15 protein-coding genes are annotated in these 17,923 nt (G+C 49.5%); 12 read left to right on the top strand and 3 right to left on the bottom strand.

The window, feature by feature from the left end; all coding sequences use genetic code 11:
* Nucleotides 1-87 precede the first annotated feature (87 nt).
* Nucleotides 88-267 (bottom strand): H-type small acid-soluble spore protein, encoded by a 180-nt coding sequence (locus tag AB4124_RS26435; RefSeq protein WP_076321652.1) that lies wholly within the window; start codon nt 265-267, stop codon nt 88-90.
* Nucleotides 268-278: 11 nt separating this feature from the next.
* Nucleotides 279-449: a hypothetical protein gene (locus AB4124_RS26430; RefSeq protein ID WP_430112475.1), complete on the bottom strand. Its 171-nt coding sequence runs from the start codon at nt 447-449 to the stop codon at nt 279-281.
* A 309-nt stretch (nt 450-758) separates the two neighbouring features.
* Here AB4124_RS26430 and AB4124_RS26425 point away from each other — a divergent pair, with 309 nt between their 5' ends.
* From AB4124_RS26425 to AB4124_RS26405, 5 genes are all read left to right on the top strand, one after another.
* Nucleotides 759-1,745, top strand: a complete 987-nt coding sequence (locus AB4124_RS26425; protein ID WP_441974675.1) for a phosphotransferase enzyme family protein — start codon at nt 759-761, stop codon at nt 1,743-1,745.
* 34 nt (nt 1,746-1,779) lie between these two features.
* Nucleotides 1,780-2,421, top strand: coding sequence for a hypothetical protein (locus AB4124_RS26420; RefSeq protein WP_441974674.1), 642 nt, complete (start codon nt 1,780-1,782; stop codon nt 2,419-2,421).
* Nucleotides 2,422-2,547: 126 nt separating this feature from the next.
* A complete protein-coding gene (locus tag AB4124_RS26415) occupies nt 2,548-3,282 on the top strand; it encodes a class I SAM-dependent methyltransferase (protein WP_441974673.1) in 735 nt (244 codons plus the stop codon).
* A gap of 182 nt (nt 3,283-3,464) precedes the next feature.
* Nucleotides 3,465-4,010 (top strand): RNA polymerase sigma factor, encoded by a 546-nt coding sequence (locus AB4124_RS26410; RefSeq protein ID WP_441974756.1) that lies wholly within the window; start codon nt 3,465-3,467, stop codon nt 4,008-4,010.
* A complete protein-coding gene (locus AB4124_RS26405; RefSeq protein WP_441974672.1) occupies nt 4,003-5,298 on the top strand; it encodes a hypothetical protein in 1,296 nt (431 codons plus the stop codon). Before AB4124_RS26410 ends, AB4124_RS26405 begins: the two co-directional genes overlap by 8 nt.
* A 222-nt stretch (nt 5,299-5,520) precedes the next feature.
* Here AB4124_RS26405 and AB4124_RS26400 read toward each other — a convergent pair whose 3' ends face one another.
* Nucleotides 5,521-7,122 (bottom strand): sialidase family protein, encoded by a 1,602-nt coding sequence (locus AB4124_RS26400; RefSeq protein WP_441974671.1) that lies wholly within the window; start codon nt 7,120-7,122, stop codon nt 5,521-5,523.
* 131 nt (nt 7,123-7,253) lie between these two features.
* Here AB4124_RS26400 and AB4124_RS26395 point away from each other — a divergent pair, with 131 nt between their 5' ends.
* The 7 genes from AB4124_RS26395 to AB4124_RS26365 all read left to right on the top strand — a co-directional run bounded on the left by AB4124_RS26395 (nt 7,254) and on the right by AB4124_RS26365 (nt 17,610).
* Complete coding sequence (locus AB4124_RS26395; RefSeq protein WP_430112467.1) at nt 7,254-8,309, top strand: LacI family DNA-binding transcriptional regulator; 1,056 nt, start codon at nt 7,254-7,256, stop codon at nt 8,307-8,309.
* A 590-nt stretch (nt 8,310-8,899) separates the two neighbouring features.
* Complete coding sequence (locus AB4124_RS26390; protein WP_339265386.1) at nt 8,900-9,976, top strand: GntR family transcriptional regulator; 1,077 nt, start codon at nt 8,900-8,902, stop codon at nt 9,974-9,976.
* Nucleotides 9,977-10,105: 129 nt separating this feature from the next.
* Nucleotides 10,106-11,488 carry an ABC transporter substrate-binding protein gene (locus AB4124_RS26385; protein ID WP_379405838.1) on the top strand — a complete coding sequence of 461 codons (1,383 nt, stop codon included), beginning with the start codon at nt 10,106-10,108 and terminating at the stop codon, nt 11,486-11,488.
* A 96-nt stretch (nt 11,489-11,584) separates the two neighbouring features.
* The gene (locus AB4124_RS26380; protein WP_076321643.1) at nt 11,585-12,478 is read left to right on the top strand and encodes a carbohydrate ABC transporter permease; all 894 of its coding nucleotides are present in this window, start codon (nt 11,585-11,587) and stop codon (nt 12,476-12,478) included.
* A gap of 11 nt (nt 12,479-12,489) precedes the next feature.
* Nucleotides 12,490-13,326, top strand: a complete 837-nt coding sequence (locus tag AB4124_RS26375) for a carbohydrate ABC transporter permease (protein WP_215159481.1) — start codon at nt 12,490-12,492, stop codon at nt 13,324-13,326.
* 5 nt (nt 13,327-13,331) lie between these two features.
* On the top strand, nt 13,332-15,806 hold the full coding sequence (locus AB4124_RS26370; RefSeq protein WP_441974670.1) for a family 43 glycosylhydrolase: 2,475 nt from the start codon (nt 13,332-13,334) through the stop codon (nt 15,804-15,806).
* A gap of 37 nt (nt 15,807-15,843) precedes the next feature.
* Nucleotides 15,844-17,610: a glycoside hydrolase family 2 protein gene (locus AB4124_RS26365; protein WP_441974669.1), complete on the top strand. Its 1,767-nt coding sequence runs from the start codon at nt 15,844-15,846 to the stop codon at nt 17,608-17,610.
* Nucleotides 17,611-17,923 lie beyond the last annotated feature (313 nt).

Below are 17,923 nucleotides of genomic sequence, written 5' to 3'. Positions count from 1 at the left end.
TGAATCATATTTCGTTTTAACAATAAAAAATCCCATCAACGAAATTGGATGGGATTTTTTGTTTAAGGTTGGGTGAGTGTTTCTATCTTATGGATGCTCGGTGAGACTGGATAAAGGGACGGTCATTTCCTGCTCCGAGTTTCCGATCGGATAGACCCGAGCGGTTTCATCCTCATTGACATGCTGTATAAAGATAGGGGTATCCTGATAAGTGACATTTTTCATAATGGCCGATTCCGAAATTTCAATCGCTCTTTGTTTATTCATGACAGTTCTCCTTATTTCGAAAGATCTTTCAATGGATCAGCCTGACGGTGAGAGGCTTTTTGTATGTCTCGATCCAGCTTCGATTGTCCTTGAAGTTCTTCGGCAGCCTCCATTTGATCATTCAGCTGTTGTTCTATTTGTCCAATCCCATGCGCTTCTTGATGCTGTTTGCTCTTCGCCAAAACGATCCCTCCATGTTCTGATAAGATCTTTATCATCTCTGTATTACTACAATGCACCAAACGGATCGAACTTATGCAGTTGTTCACGTGCATTCGCGAAAGGTTATCTTCCGAAATCATAAGAAGAGTGGTATTATATTGATTGGCTAATAATTCCAAAACAGGAGTCGCACAAACTTCTTAACGAATACTCTTCGAATGAAAACATGATCGTGATCGAGATTACAATAATCAATACAAAGTCGCTCGCTTGAGCGGCTTTTATAATTATTGGTCTATAGGACTCTTAAAAAGATGGAGGCATCCTGAATGGCAAGCTCGAAGCTATTGCTTAAAGCCGCAGAATCTTTCGAATTTCATGTAGGAACGTTAGTCTTCCTGAGTAACTCAACCAATGAAGTATATCGGTTTACGAAGGACAATCAGTCCTATATCTTGCGGTTATCTCAGAAATCACACGAATATGTACCGAAGATAAGGGCGGAGGTAGATTGGGTTTATTACTTGGTGAAGAACGGAGTACGTGCTTCATTACCGATTCAAACATGTAATAATGAGTTAACGGCCATATTCAGCGATGAAGATAAGTGGTATATAGCAACTGCTTTTCATGAGGCTGCAGGTCGCTTTTTTGATAAGCACAATGAACAGCTATGGGGCCCGAAGATATTCAGAAATTGGGGAGAAACCATGGGAAGGATGCATAGGCTATCGAAATCATATGAAGCATCTCACATCCTTGTGAAGAGAGACAGCTGGAGCAGAAGAAGCATCAATAATCCTCATCTGGAGCAAGGCAGTTTCAATGTACTTCTTGAAAAATTGATCTCTATGGAGAGTACGATTGATTCACTGCCTAGGTGTTGCGATTCGTTTGGACTCATACATCATGACCTCCATCCTTATAATTTTTTTATCGACAACAGTGAAATAACGGTTTTTGATTTTGATGATAGTATCTATGGCTGGTTTTCATTAGACATTGCAATAGCGGCCACTCATGCCGTTTGGTGGGGAGTGCATGCAGAAGATCGTGTCACAAAAAGCAGGTTTGCCCAACTGTTCTTGCGTGAATTCCTCATGGGTTACGAGAAGGAACACCATCTCACCGAGTACTGGAAACAAACAATCCCCATGTTTATGGAGTATAGAAATATTTGTTCTTTCTTCTGGTGGCTTAGTGAATGGAATGGGCATGAGAGCTGCCTTACAGAGAACCAACAGAATGCAATCAACCATGCTGTTATGCTGATTGAAAGAGGCTTGCCTTTTGATGGCTGTGATATTCAACTTTAGCAACATGATAGCTTATTTTAATGGAGGTAGTAAATTGAGGTTAAAAGCGTGTATATTAATCGTCTTCATGATTCTAACGGGTTGCTTTGCAGGAACTAAGGAACAGATCTCTCCTGAGACGGATTCGACATCTTCCAAGATCGAATTTACACCGGTGGATTTGTTCCAAGGGGACGCAGCGAAGTTTAAGCTATTCCTCGGTCCGATGACGGGTGCATTTAAATTAAAGTATGAGGGAAATAAACCTAACGTCAGCTTGGACATCAATATTTGGAAGAACGGGCAGAAGGTAGATTCGGCAGGGTCGATCGGAGATTTGTTTTACAGTTCGAATGAGCAAAAGGGCAGCAACGAAGTAGAACTAATCATATCCGTTGACACGGAATCCATAGAGGGTCAAAAGGAGTTCAGCAAGATTAAAGTCAACACCACTTCTCACTCGGGATCAAGCCTTTCTACCATTACTATTCCTTGGGACAAAAAGTTGACAGCACACGGTTTGATTCAGGATATGCGTCCACGTTCGTTTACGATAGATCAGCCCGTGCATGTGTTTGGCATGCATGCTACAAGTACCAATAAAATACATACAGCGGATCTTTCAACGGATTCGTTAAGAAATACGGAGTGGGCACTTGTGTTCACCTTGCGTCTTGATGAAGAACACAAGGACTAAACGCTTTGGGTTACAGTGCTTGATCCATGATCACAATTAAAGCAGAAACAAGACTGGCGTTGAGGAATGAAAACAGGTCAAATATAATGGGGGGGAATTATAAAATAACGTTAAGGGGAGATTGTAGTGAAGCAAAACAAGTATGATGATCTAGGATTTTTCAAGAATTACAATCAACTTCCCCGTTCAATCAAAGGATTAGAGGGAGCAGGAGAATGGGGTGCCTTTCGATCGATGTTTCCGGAACTTAGGGACAAAAAGGTGCTTGATCTCGGCTGCGGGTTCGGGTGGCACTGCAGGTACGTAAGAGAACAGCATGCACGGTCTGTGGTCGGAGTGGATATCTCAAAGAACATGCTGGAGAGGGCAAGGTTAATGACCGATGACACGAATATAGAATATGTGCAGGCCGCAATAGAGGATTTTGACTACCCTGCTAACGAGTTCGATCTCGTGATTAGTTCGCTTGCACTTCATTACATTCGTGATTTCGAGGATATCTGTAAAAAGGTATATCAGAGTCTAACGGTTGGAGGTTCGTTTGTCTTTTCAGTTGAACACCCCGTGTTTACTGCTGTACCCGAACAAGATTGGTTTTATGGCCCGGACGGGGAGAAGTTGCACTGGCCTACCGATGACTATCATGAGGAAGGTGCACGCCAGACTAGATTTCTTGACAATGAAGTCACCAAATACCATCGGAATATAGCCACACAGATGAATGCGTTAGTGAAAACAGGATTCCAGTTTAGGGAGATGTCTGAGCTTAAGCCAGAACACGAGCAGCTTCAGGATCCAGAATGGCATGATGCATTCAGACGCCCCATTTTCTTATTGATCGCCGCAGATAAGCAGGTCTGACCCGCTTGGACAAAATAAACAGAGGGACACCTAAACAGGTGTTCTTTTTAGTTCATGAGGAGAATCGGTCAAGGTGACGACCATTACATATTAAACTGCCGGATATTATTCATTTGATTTCGGGAACTTTCATCGACCGTATGGAGTCTGTTTTGGTAAGGGGGGCGAACAGCTTGAGGGAGATGCAGATGCAGCATTCTGCGGAACTGAATATTTCGGACATCCGGATGCTAATGGAATCCTACGGTGAGGATGTCTGGAATTATGCTTACGTGATCACCAGAAATTCACATACAGCGGATGATATCGCGCAGGATGTGTTTATTAAAGCTTATCAAAATGTTTCCTTCTTTCGCGGGGAAGCTTCCATCAAAACTTGGCTGCTCAAAATCACCCGAAACACAGCGCTTTCCTATCTGAAACGAGCGTTTTTGCGTAGAGTGGTGCTGATTGGGCGATCGCCGGGTGATGGGCTGAACGGGACGATGTCTTCGCCATCTGCCGAGTCGGAGTATTTGAAACGGGAGGAGGCGAATGAGCTGTGGCAGGAGGTTCTAAAGCTGCCCGGTAAATTTCGAGACCCCCTCGTGCTGAGTGTACATCTTCAGCTAACCATAGAGGAAATATCCGGCATTACCGGTCTTTCGCCAGGGACGGTAAAGTCTAGAATTTACAGAGCTAAAAAGAAGGTTGCCGCCAGATGGGAAGGAGCGAACGACGATGAATGAATGGAAGCCGGATTGGAATAAGAGACTGGCTGGACCGCCCTTTAAGGAGCGGCGATTTAAAGCTGACATGATGGAGGATGTGGAAAAAAGACTTACGGTGGTTGAAATGAAACGAACCAGCCGTGGATGGAGACGACCTGCTGTAGCCATCATTCCCGCGATTCTGCTTCTGTTAGGGGGTGGGATCTGGTTCGGAAACCAGCCCCCATCTATTCCCCATCTGGTAGCTCCAGGTCCAGGCACACAGGGGGGAGGAACGTTTTCAAGCATCCTGCTTGGAACAGGAGGCGACTTCGACTGGTGGAACCTTGCGAAAAATGAGATCAAACAGGCTAACGACCGCACGATCGTGACACTGACCGAAGCTCTCTTGCTGCGAGAGCTTGGCATCTGGGGCGGCCCATCGCCGGATATATGGGAGCATCCTGAGGTGAAATGGCCGCTTGACCGCTATGATGTGTCCAGCCCTTGGGTATATGAAGTGCACGTGAAGGAGATAAACGCAGAAGAAGCGCAAACCGTATATCGACTTCGTCTGCTGCTGCGTGATTCGATTCCGATGAAGTATGAGGAAACGATAGACGTTACTATACGTAACGATTCACACAGGATCTCGCTTATTGAGCAAATCGACATAGACGAAACGGGAGCACCTTTGGATGGAATCAAGGTTGGAGACGAGCAGGGGAATACCGTGATATTAAGAGAGGATACGGAGATTGGCCTGAAGATGACCGGAACTCTGATCCAAAAAGAAGGGATGATCCGCTCCATCCACGTTCAGTATGGCGACACGGAACATACCTTTCATGATTGGAAGAATGTGAGCAACGAAACCTACTATCCAGACGTTGCATTGCTGACTGCAAAGAATAACAAGGAGGATGTACTTGCTATCATTTTGACAACCGGCTACGGTACTGGCATTAGAGAATCGGAGTTGAAACTTCTAACAGAAAGTTTTAGAGAGGTGATGTCAGCCGATCCGGTGCTTTCGGTAAAGTCCAAACTAAGCTACAAGGCGACAGCAGAAGCGGGAAAACGGATTTTTCAATTCATGCTGGACGGGGTAACTCGCACATTTGAATATAAGGAGGAAGACGCCGGTTTTTGGCTGGATCAGCCCGCTGTTGGCAACATAGTTAGTTATTACGTTGAGGGAGGCACCTTATACGCATCGGTGCCGATTCAGGTTTCGCCTGGCGAATTCCCGGTCGCGGTCCGGTTGCGGTACGAATACGACGGTACAGCGTTTCTTGTATCGGAGGTCTTGTTTGAAGAGATGTGAGGAAAGCGATCAAGTGATGATCTTGCATACAACGACCATAATCAAAGGCAAGAAGTAATCTTTTTGCTGACTAAAATGAAAGGGGCCGTCCACTGCCATCTATGATGACTTTTGGACGGCCTTGGAATAAAGTAGTTTCAACAATATTAATGCATTTTAACCTACTTCTATCGTGGAGAGGCCTCATTTAGACGATTGGTTTAGCCGGAGGTTATACTCCTACTAGTTCCGGAAGAACTCGACCTGATCGATATCCGCCCATTGGGAAGAGGACGAATTGGATACGTAAAATCCGATCGTCGCCTTGCCGCTCGTCACTTGAATATTGGATATCGTGACAGACGTCCACGCTGTTGTCACCGGACACCCGGTTTGAAGCATGCTGCCTCCATAGTCCTTCACTTCCATGACACAGCTGTTCTGGCCTCCGCTGCTGCGCATGCGGGCGCGCATCGTATACGTGCCGTTATCGAGACCGCTAATCGTCTGTCCGACATACGCGGTCGAAGGTCCGCTTGTGCCCGCGAGACCGACAAAGTAAGAGCCTTCGGCAGCGGGAAGCCCAACGCCGTCATTAGCTCCATGAATAAGAATCCGTTTCGGGTAATCATCGCCGTACGTCGTCCAGCCCGCTACATTGGCTGTTTCAAAACCGGGATTGTTAACGACATTCGTTTGCGGCGGTGTCACGACATGCCCGAAGCGCAGATAGATGCCGTTTGCCGGATAAGTTGCGCTGGTGACAGCTGCGACACGGGTCGAATCAATGGTCATCAGGGCATTCCAGTTGGAGGATTTCGTATCGGATACCGGAAAAACGTTGGTTTTGTACTGCCATGACGCGCCGTTATCGGAGCTGATCATCGTAAACATCGAGGTGTAAGGATCCCCCGTGTTGGCGCTGCTTTCATCGGTCTGGAATGCGGTCATAAGACGGCCGTCGTCAAGCTTCACGACGAACGGAGCACCCGCCTTTTTGCCATTGCCGCTGGGCACGTACATCGTTTGGCGGGGAACCGACCAATTAAAGCCGTCCGGCGATATTTTATACTTGATGACAAAAGGGTGGCCGGCAACGTCCGAGGCTTCGAATACGGTTATATACCGCCCGTCGTTCATTCGCGTGATGACCGGCATACCGTCGCGGGAGCTGGCTGCCACTCCGTCGCTAACCGTGATGCGGTTGCCCCAGCCGCTTCCGTTCCAGGTCTTCATATACAAATTTTGCAGCCCGGTCGTTCCGACCGCAGCCGGACTGTCGTCCGCATAAAGCACCGCGATTGAGCCGTTGATCATGTCTAGATGCGGCTCCCACAAACCTTTAAAGCTGGAGGCGGTTGAACTCCCGACCAATCCGCCAGGCAAATCGCTCCAGGTGTAACCACCGTCGACGCTCCGCTTGACGTTAAGCTGGATGTCATAGGTCGAGCCGTTCTGTACGACCTGCCGATAGGCTAACCAAATTTCCCCGCTTGGCAGCCTTAACATTTGACCGTTCCCCACATTGCCGGCGCTACTTGAGACAGCTGTGATCGGAGCGCTCCATGTATAGCCGCCGTCCTGCGTTCGGGAGACGACAATGCGCGTGTTGCCTCCGCCAGCGTTGGTGTCGAAGGATACGAGCCACTCGCTCGGCGTAAGCTTGAGCAGCCGAGGATACCATACGCCTCCCGATGGCGGCGTATAGATGGCAATCTGCTGCGAAGCCCACGCCATGCCTGATGAAGCGGCATGAACCGGTGACAATGGAATTGCCGTTAAAGCAAGCGCAAGCATGACGACGAAAGCAAGTGGTTTCTTCCAGAAGCCTTTGTTTCGAATCATATGCAATTAACCTCCCAACCCGAATTAGAAAGCGCTTTCTAAAAGGGATTGTATCGCAATTAATATCATTTAAGATATACTAAATATATATTATTTTTCAGTGGGGACTGACGTAAAAAGCGAGGTCAGACATGGAGCATCCGTTATATAAACGAATTCAGAACGACATACGCCAGCGCATTCAGAGCGGCGAGCTGCAGGCAGGCGCCTTGGTAGCGTCGGAGAAGGACTTGGCTCAGCGGTACGGTGTGAGCCAGATTACAACCAAAAACGCGCTCAACGGTTTGGTAGAGGAAGGCTTGTTAGTGCGATATCGGGGAAAGGGCACCTTCGTTCGGGAGCAGGTCATTCTGGAAGAGCTACATCTTAAGTCGGGCACAAAAAAGACGATCGCGATTATTTTGCCAACGATGAAAACCAAGATCGACCAGCAGCTGCTGGATGGTCTGGAACGTTATTGTGCGGAGCGGGAGTATGACCTGTTGATCCGCATTACACGCGAGTCGCAAGAGGAAGAATACCGAGCGATCAAGCAGTTCCAAGAACGAGGCGTCGATGGGTTTATCATTTTCCCGGTCGAGCAGGAAAGCTATAATAATGCAATTCTACGCTTGTCGCTCGATCGGGTTCCATTGGTGCTTGTCGACCGTTTCTTGAAAGAGATCAAAGCGTACAGCGTCAGCTCTGACAATTACGGAGGCGTTCGCGAAGCTATATCCAGTTTGCTTGCGGTGGGACACAGGCGCATTGCCTTCCTGTCACCGGAAATTACAAATTCGGTTACGGACGAAAGAGCCAAAGGCTTCGAGGCCGCTTTTATGGAACAGGGCTTGCCTATAGACAAGACACTATGGTGCATGCTGGATTTGGAAACTATAGCAGAGGGTCACGGACAACGGGATGTCGTTCGTTTTCTGCGTGATCGGAGCGATATCACGGCCGTCTTTGCCGTTAACGCGGAATTGGCCCGCTATACCCATTATGCCATTCGGGAAATGAGGACGGGAGCAGGGAACGAACCGCAACTAGCCGCTTTTGACGATCCGGATATCGAAGGCATTCCTTTCGTCCGTCAGCAATTGGATGAAGTAAGCCGGCGTGCCGTCGATTTGCTGTCAGAACAGTTGTCCGGTACGCACAAGCCAAGACGTGAAGTCGTACCGGTCCATTGGATTTGGCCGGAATGAATCGGACTTCACGAAGTTCGATCTAAGAATACAATGAAATAACCCATCAAGGGGTCGTCCTTAAAGTAGATTGTTGAGGGATATCTTAGAATTGCCCCATGGTATATTGAATGTACAAAAGAAACCGTTCCTTTCGTAAATGGTTTGGGTTGAACCTCCATTTTACCAAAGAACGGTTTCTTTCCGTCTAAAAGTAAGCAATCTGCACGGCGTAGCGGAGAGGACGAATCGATTCCGGACAAGTGTCAGCGCTCGCCTTTGCCACCACATTTCACCCTTGCTCAGAACCATTCCAAGAAATGTGGGGCAACAGCGATAGGAGGATCGATTCGTACATGGAGTTTCTTCTAACAGCAAGAAGGGGGCCTTCCGCAAGATCTAAGACCTTATGGGCCAGCCGCTTAATTGATATAAAGAAACTTTGCATCTCAAAGCTCCTGCTGTTGATATCGTCTGAAAAGTCTCCATTAAGAGCAGTCTGTTTCCTTTGGAATCCTCTCGAACGATGTTTTTAGTCATTTACAAACACCAAGTTATATTATAATAATATACTTAATATACTATTTAAATTATAAAGGTTGTGATGGGCATTGAAATCTCTGCCGCTATACAAAAAAATTCAGGAAGATATCAAGCGGTTGATCGCCATCGGCAAGCTGCGGGAAGGGGACCGGGTCCCTTCGGAGAGAGAATTGTCCGAACGTTACCGCGTCAGTCAAATTACAAGCAAAAATGCGCTGGTCGGACTGATGGAGGAAGGCTTGCTTGTCCGGATCCAAGGCAAGGGCACCTTCGTTATGAGCAGACCGGAAAACTCCACGGCGCTTGATCAGTTGGGAGAATGGACAGCAGGTCCTGGCAAGAGCGGGCGTATCGGGTTAGTGCTGCCGACGATGAAAACGAAAGTGGACCAGCGCTTTTTAGATAACATCGAGAAGTACGCCTCTGCCGCAGGTTATGAAGTGATGCTGAGAATTACACGCGAATCCCAGCTTGAGGAGTCCAAGGTCATCTCGTCCTTTCTGAAGCAGGGGGTGGACGGCATGATCATTTTTCCGGTTGAAAACGAGACGTACAACGATTCGATTCTGAGGCTCTCGCTGGACCGTTTCCCCTTCGTTCTGATCGACCGGTTCTTAAAGGAGGTCAAGACATACAGTGTAAGCTCGGATAACGTAAATGGCACTAGGGAAGCCGTGGAGTATTTACTTAACAAAGGCCATTCGTCCATCGCGTTCATCTCTCCTGAAATTACGAATACGGTGACGGACGAGAGGGCCCAAGGGTTTGAGCAGGCTTTTCTGGAGCATGGATATTCGATCGACAAAAGCTTATGGTGTCTCCTCCCGCTGGAAGAGATCGCATCAGGTCAATCCATTGAACATATCAGGGCGTTTTTAGATGGCAGTCCCCATATCACCGGCATCATCACGGCCAATACGGAGCTGTGCAGAAATGTCTATAAAGCCGCAGTTGCATCCGGTAGACAAGTGCCGGACGAAGTGGAGCTGATCACATTCGATCCGCCGGATCTGCCGAATGTCCCGTATATTCGCCAAAACGAGGAGGAGATGTGCCGGTTGACCGTAGAGCTGCTAATCGAGCAGATCGAAGGAGCTTTTGAGGCGAGAAGAATCGTGGTGCCAGTTATGCTGGTAAAAGAGTAAAGCGGGTGGTCGACAATAGAGGAGATCGCCTATTTTATATTAAATATAGTATATAAAATTATATTATTATAAGTTATCATGATTTCGTAAAGCGCTTACACCACATCTTTTAAAGAAGAGGGGAATCGCATGAAATCGAAGAGCAAATTCGCAGGCATGATCATGCTGCTGCTGATGTTCGCCTTAACCGCTTGCAGCGGCGGCAATGGACCAAAGGACGGGGCAACTCCAAGCAACCCGGACACTCCGAAATCAGGCAATGAAGCTTCCACCGGGCAGGACTCAAAAGAACCTGTAACGATTGAGTTTATGGGCCACGGCAATCCGAACGAAAAGAAGATTTTCGAAAAGCTGATCGCTTCCTTCGAGGAGAAGTACCCGCACGTCACCGTTAAATACACTTCGGTGCCGCCAGGTGAGTACTCACAGAAGATGACGACGCTGATCAGCTCCGGCAAGGTTCCGGACGTATTCTACGTTGGAGGTCCCGAGTTTTACCGCTTCGCGGAAGCCGGAACGCTCCTCAACATTCAGTCCTATCTGGACCAGACCTCATTGTTTAATCCCGATAACGTATGGAAGCAGGCAATGGACCGCTACCGCTTTGACGGCAGCAAGGTCGGTGCCGGAGACATGTACGGACTGCCCAAGGACGTAGGACCATGGTCATTTGTTTATAACAAGGATTTGTTTGACGAAGCAGGTGTACCTTACCCTTCTGCAACGGCAGGGGAATGGACCTGGGACGACATGCTGGAAGCCGCCCAAAAGCTGACGGTCGATGCTAACGGCGACGGAAAGCCTGATCAATATGGTGTAGGCGCTTACAGTTTGGAATCGGCAGTATGGGGCAACGGCGGTGAATATATCGACTACGCCACCGGCACGGTAAAGGTAAATGAGCCCGAATTCTATGAGGCGATGCAATTTGTCGCTGACCTGAACCTGAAACATAAGGTCAGTCCGAATCAGGAAGCCGAGCAAGCGATGAATGCATATACCCGCTTTATTAACGGCCAGCTGGCAATGTTTGCGATGGGCCCGTGGGATCAGCCTGCATTCTGGGAGCTGCCTTTCGATTGGGACATTGCTGCATGGCCGGCAAGCCCGAATACGGGACAAACGGCGACCTGGCTCGGCTCGATGGGATTTTCCGTTTCGGCTAAATCCAAACACCCGCAGGAAGCATTCGACTTGGCGGCCTTCCTGTCCCTGGATGAGCAAGGGCAGCGGGAAAACTACCAGCTTGGCCAAGCGGTTCCTAACCTGATCGACATGGCAGAAGGCGAATTTAAGGAAATGGACAAAGGACCGCAAACACGGCAAGTATTCATTGATATTATCCAAGATTACGGACGCCCGGATGTGGTGGCTTTCTCGAAGGATACGCAATGGATCGATGCGTTCAAACAGAACGCGAGCAAAGTATGGAACGGTGAGATGTCGGCGAAAGACTTTACGGCCCAGATCCAGCCGAAGATGCAGGAGCTGTACGACAAAGGAAATAAATAATGCCGCAAAAGGCAGGGGGCGTCAGCCATCCATATCGGCGCCTCCCGCCGTGCGGACATCCTGTCATAACGAATACTGGCGAAGGTGGAATGGAGTATGGGTACCAAGCTTGGCGGGTATCGCAGAAGAGAACTGGCGTGGTTGTATCTGTTCGTGGCTCCGCCGGTTCTCGGGTTTCTTTTGTTCGGCCTTGTGCCGATCTTGTTCTCGATCTATATCAGCTTTCACAAATGGGATATGCTTACCGATCCGCAGTGGTCGGGGCTCGGAAACTATAAGGATCTGTTGAAAGACGAGAAAGTGTTCAAATCGTTGTACAATACGATCTATTTGATGATCGGCATTCCACTCGGCATGATCCTCTCGATGCTGCTGGCCATCTTAATGAACCGCAAATTTGCCGGCATCTCGTTCATGCGGACGATTTATTATCTTCCGGTCATATCGCCGATTATCGCGGTATCACTGCTGTGGCAGTGGATATTGAATCAAGATTACGGATTGCTCAACAACTTCCTGTGGGAAACGTTCGGCATAACCGGGCCTAACTGGCTGGGCAAGCCGGAGTGGGTGAAGCCTTCGCTCATCCTGATTGGGCTGTGGAGCGGCATCGGCGGGAACATGGTGCTGTACCTTGCAGGACTGCAATCGATCTCCTCAACGTATTATGAAGCTGCGGAAATCGATGGCGCTGGTGCATGGCACAAGCTGACGCGAATTACGATCCCGCTGCTCACGCCGATCCATTTTTTCGTCATCGTCATGGGTATCATTGGCGCGTTCCAGTCATTCAGCCAAATTTACGTGCTTGCGGTGGATGGCGGGCCGGAATACAGCGGTGCCACGGTCGTCTATTATATTTTCCAGCACGCGTTCGAGTACTTCAATATGGGCTATGCCAGCGCGGTGGCCTGGGTACTGGGCATTCTCATCTTTATCGTTACGCTCATTCAATTTAAGCTTTCCAATCGATGGGTTTACCAAGACTAGGGGGGAAATCTGTGAAACGGGAAAAAATGACGGACCTCTGGTCGCTGCTGCTGTTGCTTTGCGGTTCGATCTTTATGATCGCACCGTTCATATGGACCATCTCGACTTCATTAAAGGATCGGCGAAACGTATTTGAAATTCCGCCACAGTGGATTCCCGATCCGATTACGTTCGATAACTACGCAAAAGTCTGGCTGGAGTCGCCCTTGCTTCACGGATTCATGAACAGCTTGATCATCGTGGTGATCGTCCTAACGATTGGGATGCTGGTATCCGCGATGTCTGCCTATGCGTTCGGTAAATTCGAATTTCCTTACAAAGGCATGCTGTTCATGGGCTTGCTCGGAACGATGATGATTCCGTATTCGGTCGTTATGATACCGCAGTATATCGGATTTTCCAGGCTGGATTGGGTGGACACACTGCTGCCGCTCATCGTGCCCGGCCTGTTCGGCAATATCGTTGTTATCTTTTTTATCAGACAATACATGCAAAGCGCGATGCCGACGGAATTGATCGAAGCGGCGAAGATCGACGGCTGCAGCTTTCCGGGCATATTCTTCAAAATCGCGCTGCCTATCATGAAGCCGGCCCTCGCGGCTCAAGCCGCACTTGGCTTTATGGGCATCTGGAATGATTTTCTTGGTCCGCTGATTTACTTGCACACGCCCGAGAAGCAAACGATTCAAGTGCTGATCGCCTCGATGCAGGCCATGTACATCGGCCAGTCGGACTATCCGATGATCATGGCTGCCGCTATCATCGCCATGGTGCCGGTAATCATCGTGTTCTTTTTCTGCCAAAGATATTTTATCGAGTCGATGGCAATCAGCGGAATCAAGGGGTGAGGCATGTGCCGATAAGTATGCCGCGCCTGTCGAAGATTGTTTGTTGTCTTGGCACGTTAGGATTACTGGCCGGATTGGCATTGTCGGGATGCGATTCAAGAACGAAACCGGAGGCGGTCGATTTGGACATTTACAACGAAAAGATGTACGCCAATCCTTTTCCTTCCCTAGAGGAAGAATGGGAGGATTACGGCAATGGGGACCCGTATGTATTACGGCATGACGGCCGCTATTATCTGTATGTCAGCACGAAGGATCACCGGACGGGCATCAAGGCTTGGATATCGGACAATCTGGTCGATTGGAGGTATGCGGGTCTGGTGACGGAGGATCCCGTATCGACCGGCGCCTACGCACCAGAAGTGATTTACTGGAACGGCTGGTTCTATCTCTATACGTCTCCGGCAGGAAAGGGGCATTATGTGTTTCGCAGCGAATCGCCGACAGGCCCGTTCGAACGGATCTCCGAGAACGTCGGGATGAGTATCGACGGCTCGGTGTTTATCGACGATGACGGCTCATGGCTGTTCACGCATGCTGGTTCGTCAGGCATTGTCGGCGTTCCCATGGACGGCCCCGCTGAATTCGGGGTGGGTCAGACGATCCCAGGGCCCTATCTGGGACATTGGACGGAAGGGTCCATGATTATCAAACGGAACGGAACCTATTACATGACGTATACCGGCAATCACGTGTTCAGTAAAGGTTATCGCATTCACTATGCCGTGTCCCATGATTCGCCGCTCGGTCCGTATACCGTTCCGGTCAACAACCCGCTTGTGATCAGTACCAAGCCGGAGTTCTACGGGCTCGGCCACAGCTCGACCGTACTCGGACCCGATCTGGATTCCTATTATCTCGTATATCATAACTTGACGGGAAGGTCTCAGGAAGGCCCGCCTGTCCGTCGCATGAACATCGACAGGCTGGTCTTCAACGGAGACAAGATGGAGATTCTGGGGCCTACGAATTACGACCAGCCCGTTCCGGGAGGGCCGGTCTTTGCCGATAGGCTGGATGCAGCCGCCATAAATCAAAGCCGGTGGGAAGTAGTGAATTCTGGAGGAATGGCACAAATCGTGAGCAAGGAGAGCACGGATCAAATGTATACGGCCGAATATAACGTGGTCCCATCGAAGGCTCGCGTCGCGTCTTTGTTTGCGTATCAGGAAGCGAATCAATACGGATTCGCCGAAATTGAGCCCGAGCGAAACCGGATATCCGTGGGCAGGATAGAGGGTGGAACACGCGATGTGCTTGCAACGGCGAAGATTTCCGAAGACACGGATTGGTCCAAGCTGCACACGATTCGCGTCGAGCGCGGAGAAGATCGGCTCCGGGTTTACCTGGACGGCACTCTGAAGCTCGATCAATCAGCGGAACCGTTTGGATCAGGCAAAATCGGTTATCGATACGAAACCGGCGAGCCGAGCTTTTCGTATACGGCATTCTCGAATCACGCTTCCGGCAGCAGTGACTTCGAAACGGCAAAACCGCTTCCGGGCAGCATTGAGGCGGTGCATTACTTAAGCGGCGAAGGCAGAGGATTCTCGGTCCGCCATCCATCGGCAGCAGGCGCATGGCGTAGTTCTGACGGTACGGCGATCCAGGTGGCAGAGGATGGGAGCTACTCGGCATCGCTGACGGAAAAAGGCGACTGGTTGCGTTATGCGGTGAACGTGTCGGAATCCGGCATGTATGCGCTGGACCTAACGGTCAAGGCCGGAGCGGGGCCGGCATCCTTCAAGCTGCTCGTGGACGATAAGAAAGCCGGAAACTATAAAGTCGACGGCAGCCATTACTCCGGTAACGAACCCTGGGTTAAAATTCGGGTTGGATCCCTAAAGCTTGAAAAGGGATTACATAGCCTTGCCATTCAATTGGACAGCGACCATACGATGGAATGGAAAACGATGGACTTCGAGCTGGTCGACGAGCATACGTTCAAGTTGGAGCATCTTTTGGAACAAACAAGCTCCGAGGATGTCCACGGCCAGTGGATCGAAACTGTCGGCGGTTTTGCCGGGGCTGCTAATTCCGATGCCAAGATGTATGGAGGAAGCCCCCTTTGGACCGACTATCGTATCCGGACGACCGTGAAGCTGGGCGACGATCCGTCCGGTCAGGCGGGCGTGCTCTTCCGAGTGACAAACGAGTCGGATTTCAGGGATCAAGTGAGCGATTCGCTGATGGGATATTTCCTTGCGGTCAGCGCGACGAAACTCGAGCTGTACAAACATAATTACGATTCCGAATTGCTGCATAGCGTCAAGGTTTCGCTGGAACCAAACGAGCCGGTAAGCTTGCGCATTGAGGCGGTTCGAGGCACGATTCGCGTATATGTGCAGGACGGGGAAGAGCCGGTCCTGACATACGATGATCCCCAGGCATTCATGCAGGGGAGAGTAGGTCTGCGATCGGTTCATGCGGAGCAGATCGAGCTCGGCGACTTGACGGTGGAATCCATAGGTACGAAATAGATACGATAAACTTACAGAAGATGGAGAGTGGAACATAATGTCTAGCTCGCACAAATATATTAAAGACTATCCCAGACCGCAATTTGTACGTGAAAACTGGGAAAATCTGAACGGGGAATGGGATTTCCGGTTCGACGATGCATGGGAAGGGGAAGGTGGCAAGTGGTACGACCGTCTTGAAGCCGACCGCAAAATTACGGTCCCCTTCGCGTTCGAGACGAAAGCAAGCGGTATAGCAGATGAATCGTTCCATCCCTGCGTATGGTATGAGCGGATGGTTGCCATACCTGCCAAGGAAACAGGCAAACGTGTCTTGCTGCATTTTCAAGCGGTCGATTACTCGGCGACCCTGTGGGTCAACGGCAACAAAATCGGTACGCATGAGGGAGGATACGCAGCCTTTTCTTTCGATATTACCGAGGCGGTCGAGCTTGGCCGAGAGAACAGGATTACCGTTCGAGCTGTGGACAGCAACAGCTGTACCCAACCGCGCGGCAAGCAGCGATGGATGAAGGACAACTTCGGCTGCTGGTATGTGCAGACGACGGGGATATGGCAGACCGTATGGATGGAGTACGTGAATCCGATTCATATCAACCGGGTGAAAATAACTCCTGAGCTTGAGCGCGGGGCAGCGAACTTCCATTACGAACTCGGCAATTCCGGGCATGATTATGATGGATTAACCCTTCAGACGATCATCCGGTTTGACGGGAAGCTGATCCGCTCGACGGAAACGAGTGTGGAGCGAGGAACCGTAACGGTTGACGTAAGCGTCGTCAACGAAGCGGTAGGGGAATGGAAGATCAAGCCATGGCATCCGAACCATCCGAATTTATACGATGTCGAGATGATCCTGAAACAAAACGGAAATCCCATCGACACGGTCTATTCATATTTCGGCATACGGAGCATCCGGATCGTAGGCGATCAAATTATATTGAATCATACGCCGATCTATCAGAGATTGCTGCTGGACCAGGGCTATTGGAACGATACGCATCTGACGCCTCCGTCGGAGGAAGCGCTGCTGGAAGACATCGACAAAACGCTTGCCCTCGGCTTTAACGGCGTGCGCAAGCATCAGAAGCTGGAAGATCCCCGTTACTTATATTGGTGCGACCGCAAAGGGCTGCTGGTATGGTCGGAAATGCCGTCGACCTACGAATTCGGGGACGATGCGGTGGAGCGATTCACGAATGAGTGGATGGCTGTTGTCCAGCAGCATTACAATCATCCTTCCATTATCGCATGGGTACCGTTCAACGAGTCCTGGGGGATAACCGACATAGCCACCGACCGCAAGCAGCAGCAATTTACCGAATCGATCTATCATTTGACCAAGGCATTCGACCAGATGCGGCCGGTCATCGTGAACGATGGCTGGGAGCATACGATTTCGGATATCATCACACTCCACGATTATGAAGAGATAGGCGCTATGCTGGAAGAGCGATATCGGGACAAAGACGCGCTGTTAGGCAACGAATTTGCGCATAACAAGCATCGTTATCCATTCGCACAGGGTTATGGCTATCGAGGCCAGCCTGTGATCATTAGCGAATATGGCGGCATCGCCTTCACAAGCGAAGAGGGTTGGGGTTACGGCAATCAGGTTCGTAACGAGGAGGAATTTTTGAAGCGATACGAGGGAATTACGCAAGCGATTAAAAACTTACCCTACGTGAGCGGATTCTGCTATACACAAATTACGGACGTGCAGCAGGAAGTGAACGGCTTGCTGACGATCGATCGTAAACCGAAAGTGAACATGGAAGCGATCCGAAGCATAAACTTGGCGTAAGCGAATAGAGAACGTACAACCATACTTTTTTCTGGAATAGGTTATGTTTTCTCGTGAGATATAGGTTTGGACAGAACAGGGACTCGTCAATCGACGGGTCCCTGCTGCTTCTTCCAGCCGTTTTGGAGTTTGATTTTCATATAACGGGAAATACAACGTGCCGGATATAGGCCCATAATGAAGAGTTGCTTGGCGGAAACTCAACCTGAGCAGAACGGATAAGCTCGAAAAACTCCACGAAAGAGCTGGTAATGGCAATACTTATTCAATAAATGCAAACGTAGGGACAATTGATGGGCAGTGTGCACTGATG

This window comes from Paenibacillus sp. 2KB_20 (genome assembly GCF_052115765.1).
Classification (GTDB): Bacteria; Bacillota; Bacilli; order Paenibacillales; family Paenibacillaceae; genus Paenibacillus_AQ.
This window is presented reverse-complemented; position numbering and strand designations above follow the sequence as displayed.

What these genes read in the sequence shown, in the direction of transcription:
- AB4124_RS26380 (WP_076321643.1), top strand. Translation starts at nt 11,585, where the DNA reads ATGGGTACCAAGCTTGGCGGGTATCGCAGAAGAGAACTGGCGTGGTTG.
- AB4124_RS26385 (WP_379405838.1), top strand. Translation starts at nt 10,106, where the DNA reads ATGAAATCGAAGAGCAAATTCGCAGGCATGATCATGCTGCTGCTGATG.
- AB4124_RS26425 (WP_441974675.1), top strand. Translation starts at nt 759, where the DNA reads ATGGCAAGCTCGAAGCTATTGCTTAAAGCCGCAGAATCTTTCGAATTT.
- AB4124_RS26400 (WP_441974671.1), bottom strand. Translation starts at nt 7,122, where the DNA reads ATGATTCGAAACAAAGGCTTCTGGAAGAAACCACTTGCTTTCGTCGTC.
- AB4124_RS26410 (WP_441974756.1), top strand. Translation starts at nt 3,465, where the DNA reads ATGCAGATGCAGCATTCTGCGGAACTGAATATTTCGGACATCCGGATG.
- AB4124_RS26395 (WP_430112467.1), top strand. Translation starts at nt 7,254, where the DNA reads ATGGAGCATCCGTTATATAAACGAATTCAGAACGACATACGCCAGCGC.
- AB4124_RS26405 (WP_441974672.1), top strand. Translation starts at nt 4,003, where the DNA reads ATGAATGAATGGAAGCCGGATTGGAATAAGAGACTGGCTGGACCGCCC.
- AB4124_RS26435 (WP_076321652.1), bottom strand. Translation starts at nt 267, where the DNA reads ATGAATAAACAAAGAGCGATTGAAATTTCGGAATCGGCCATTATGAAA.
- AB4124_RS26365 (WP_441974669.1), top strand. Translation starts at nt 15,844, where the DNA reads ATGTCTAGCTCGCACAAATATATTAAAGACTATCCCAGACCGCAATTT.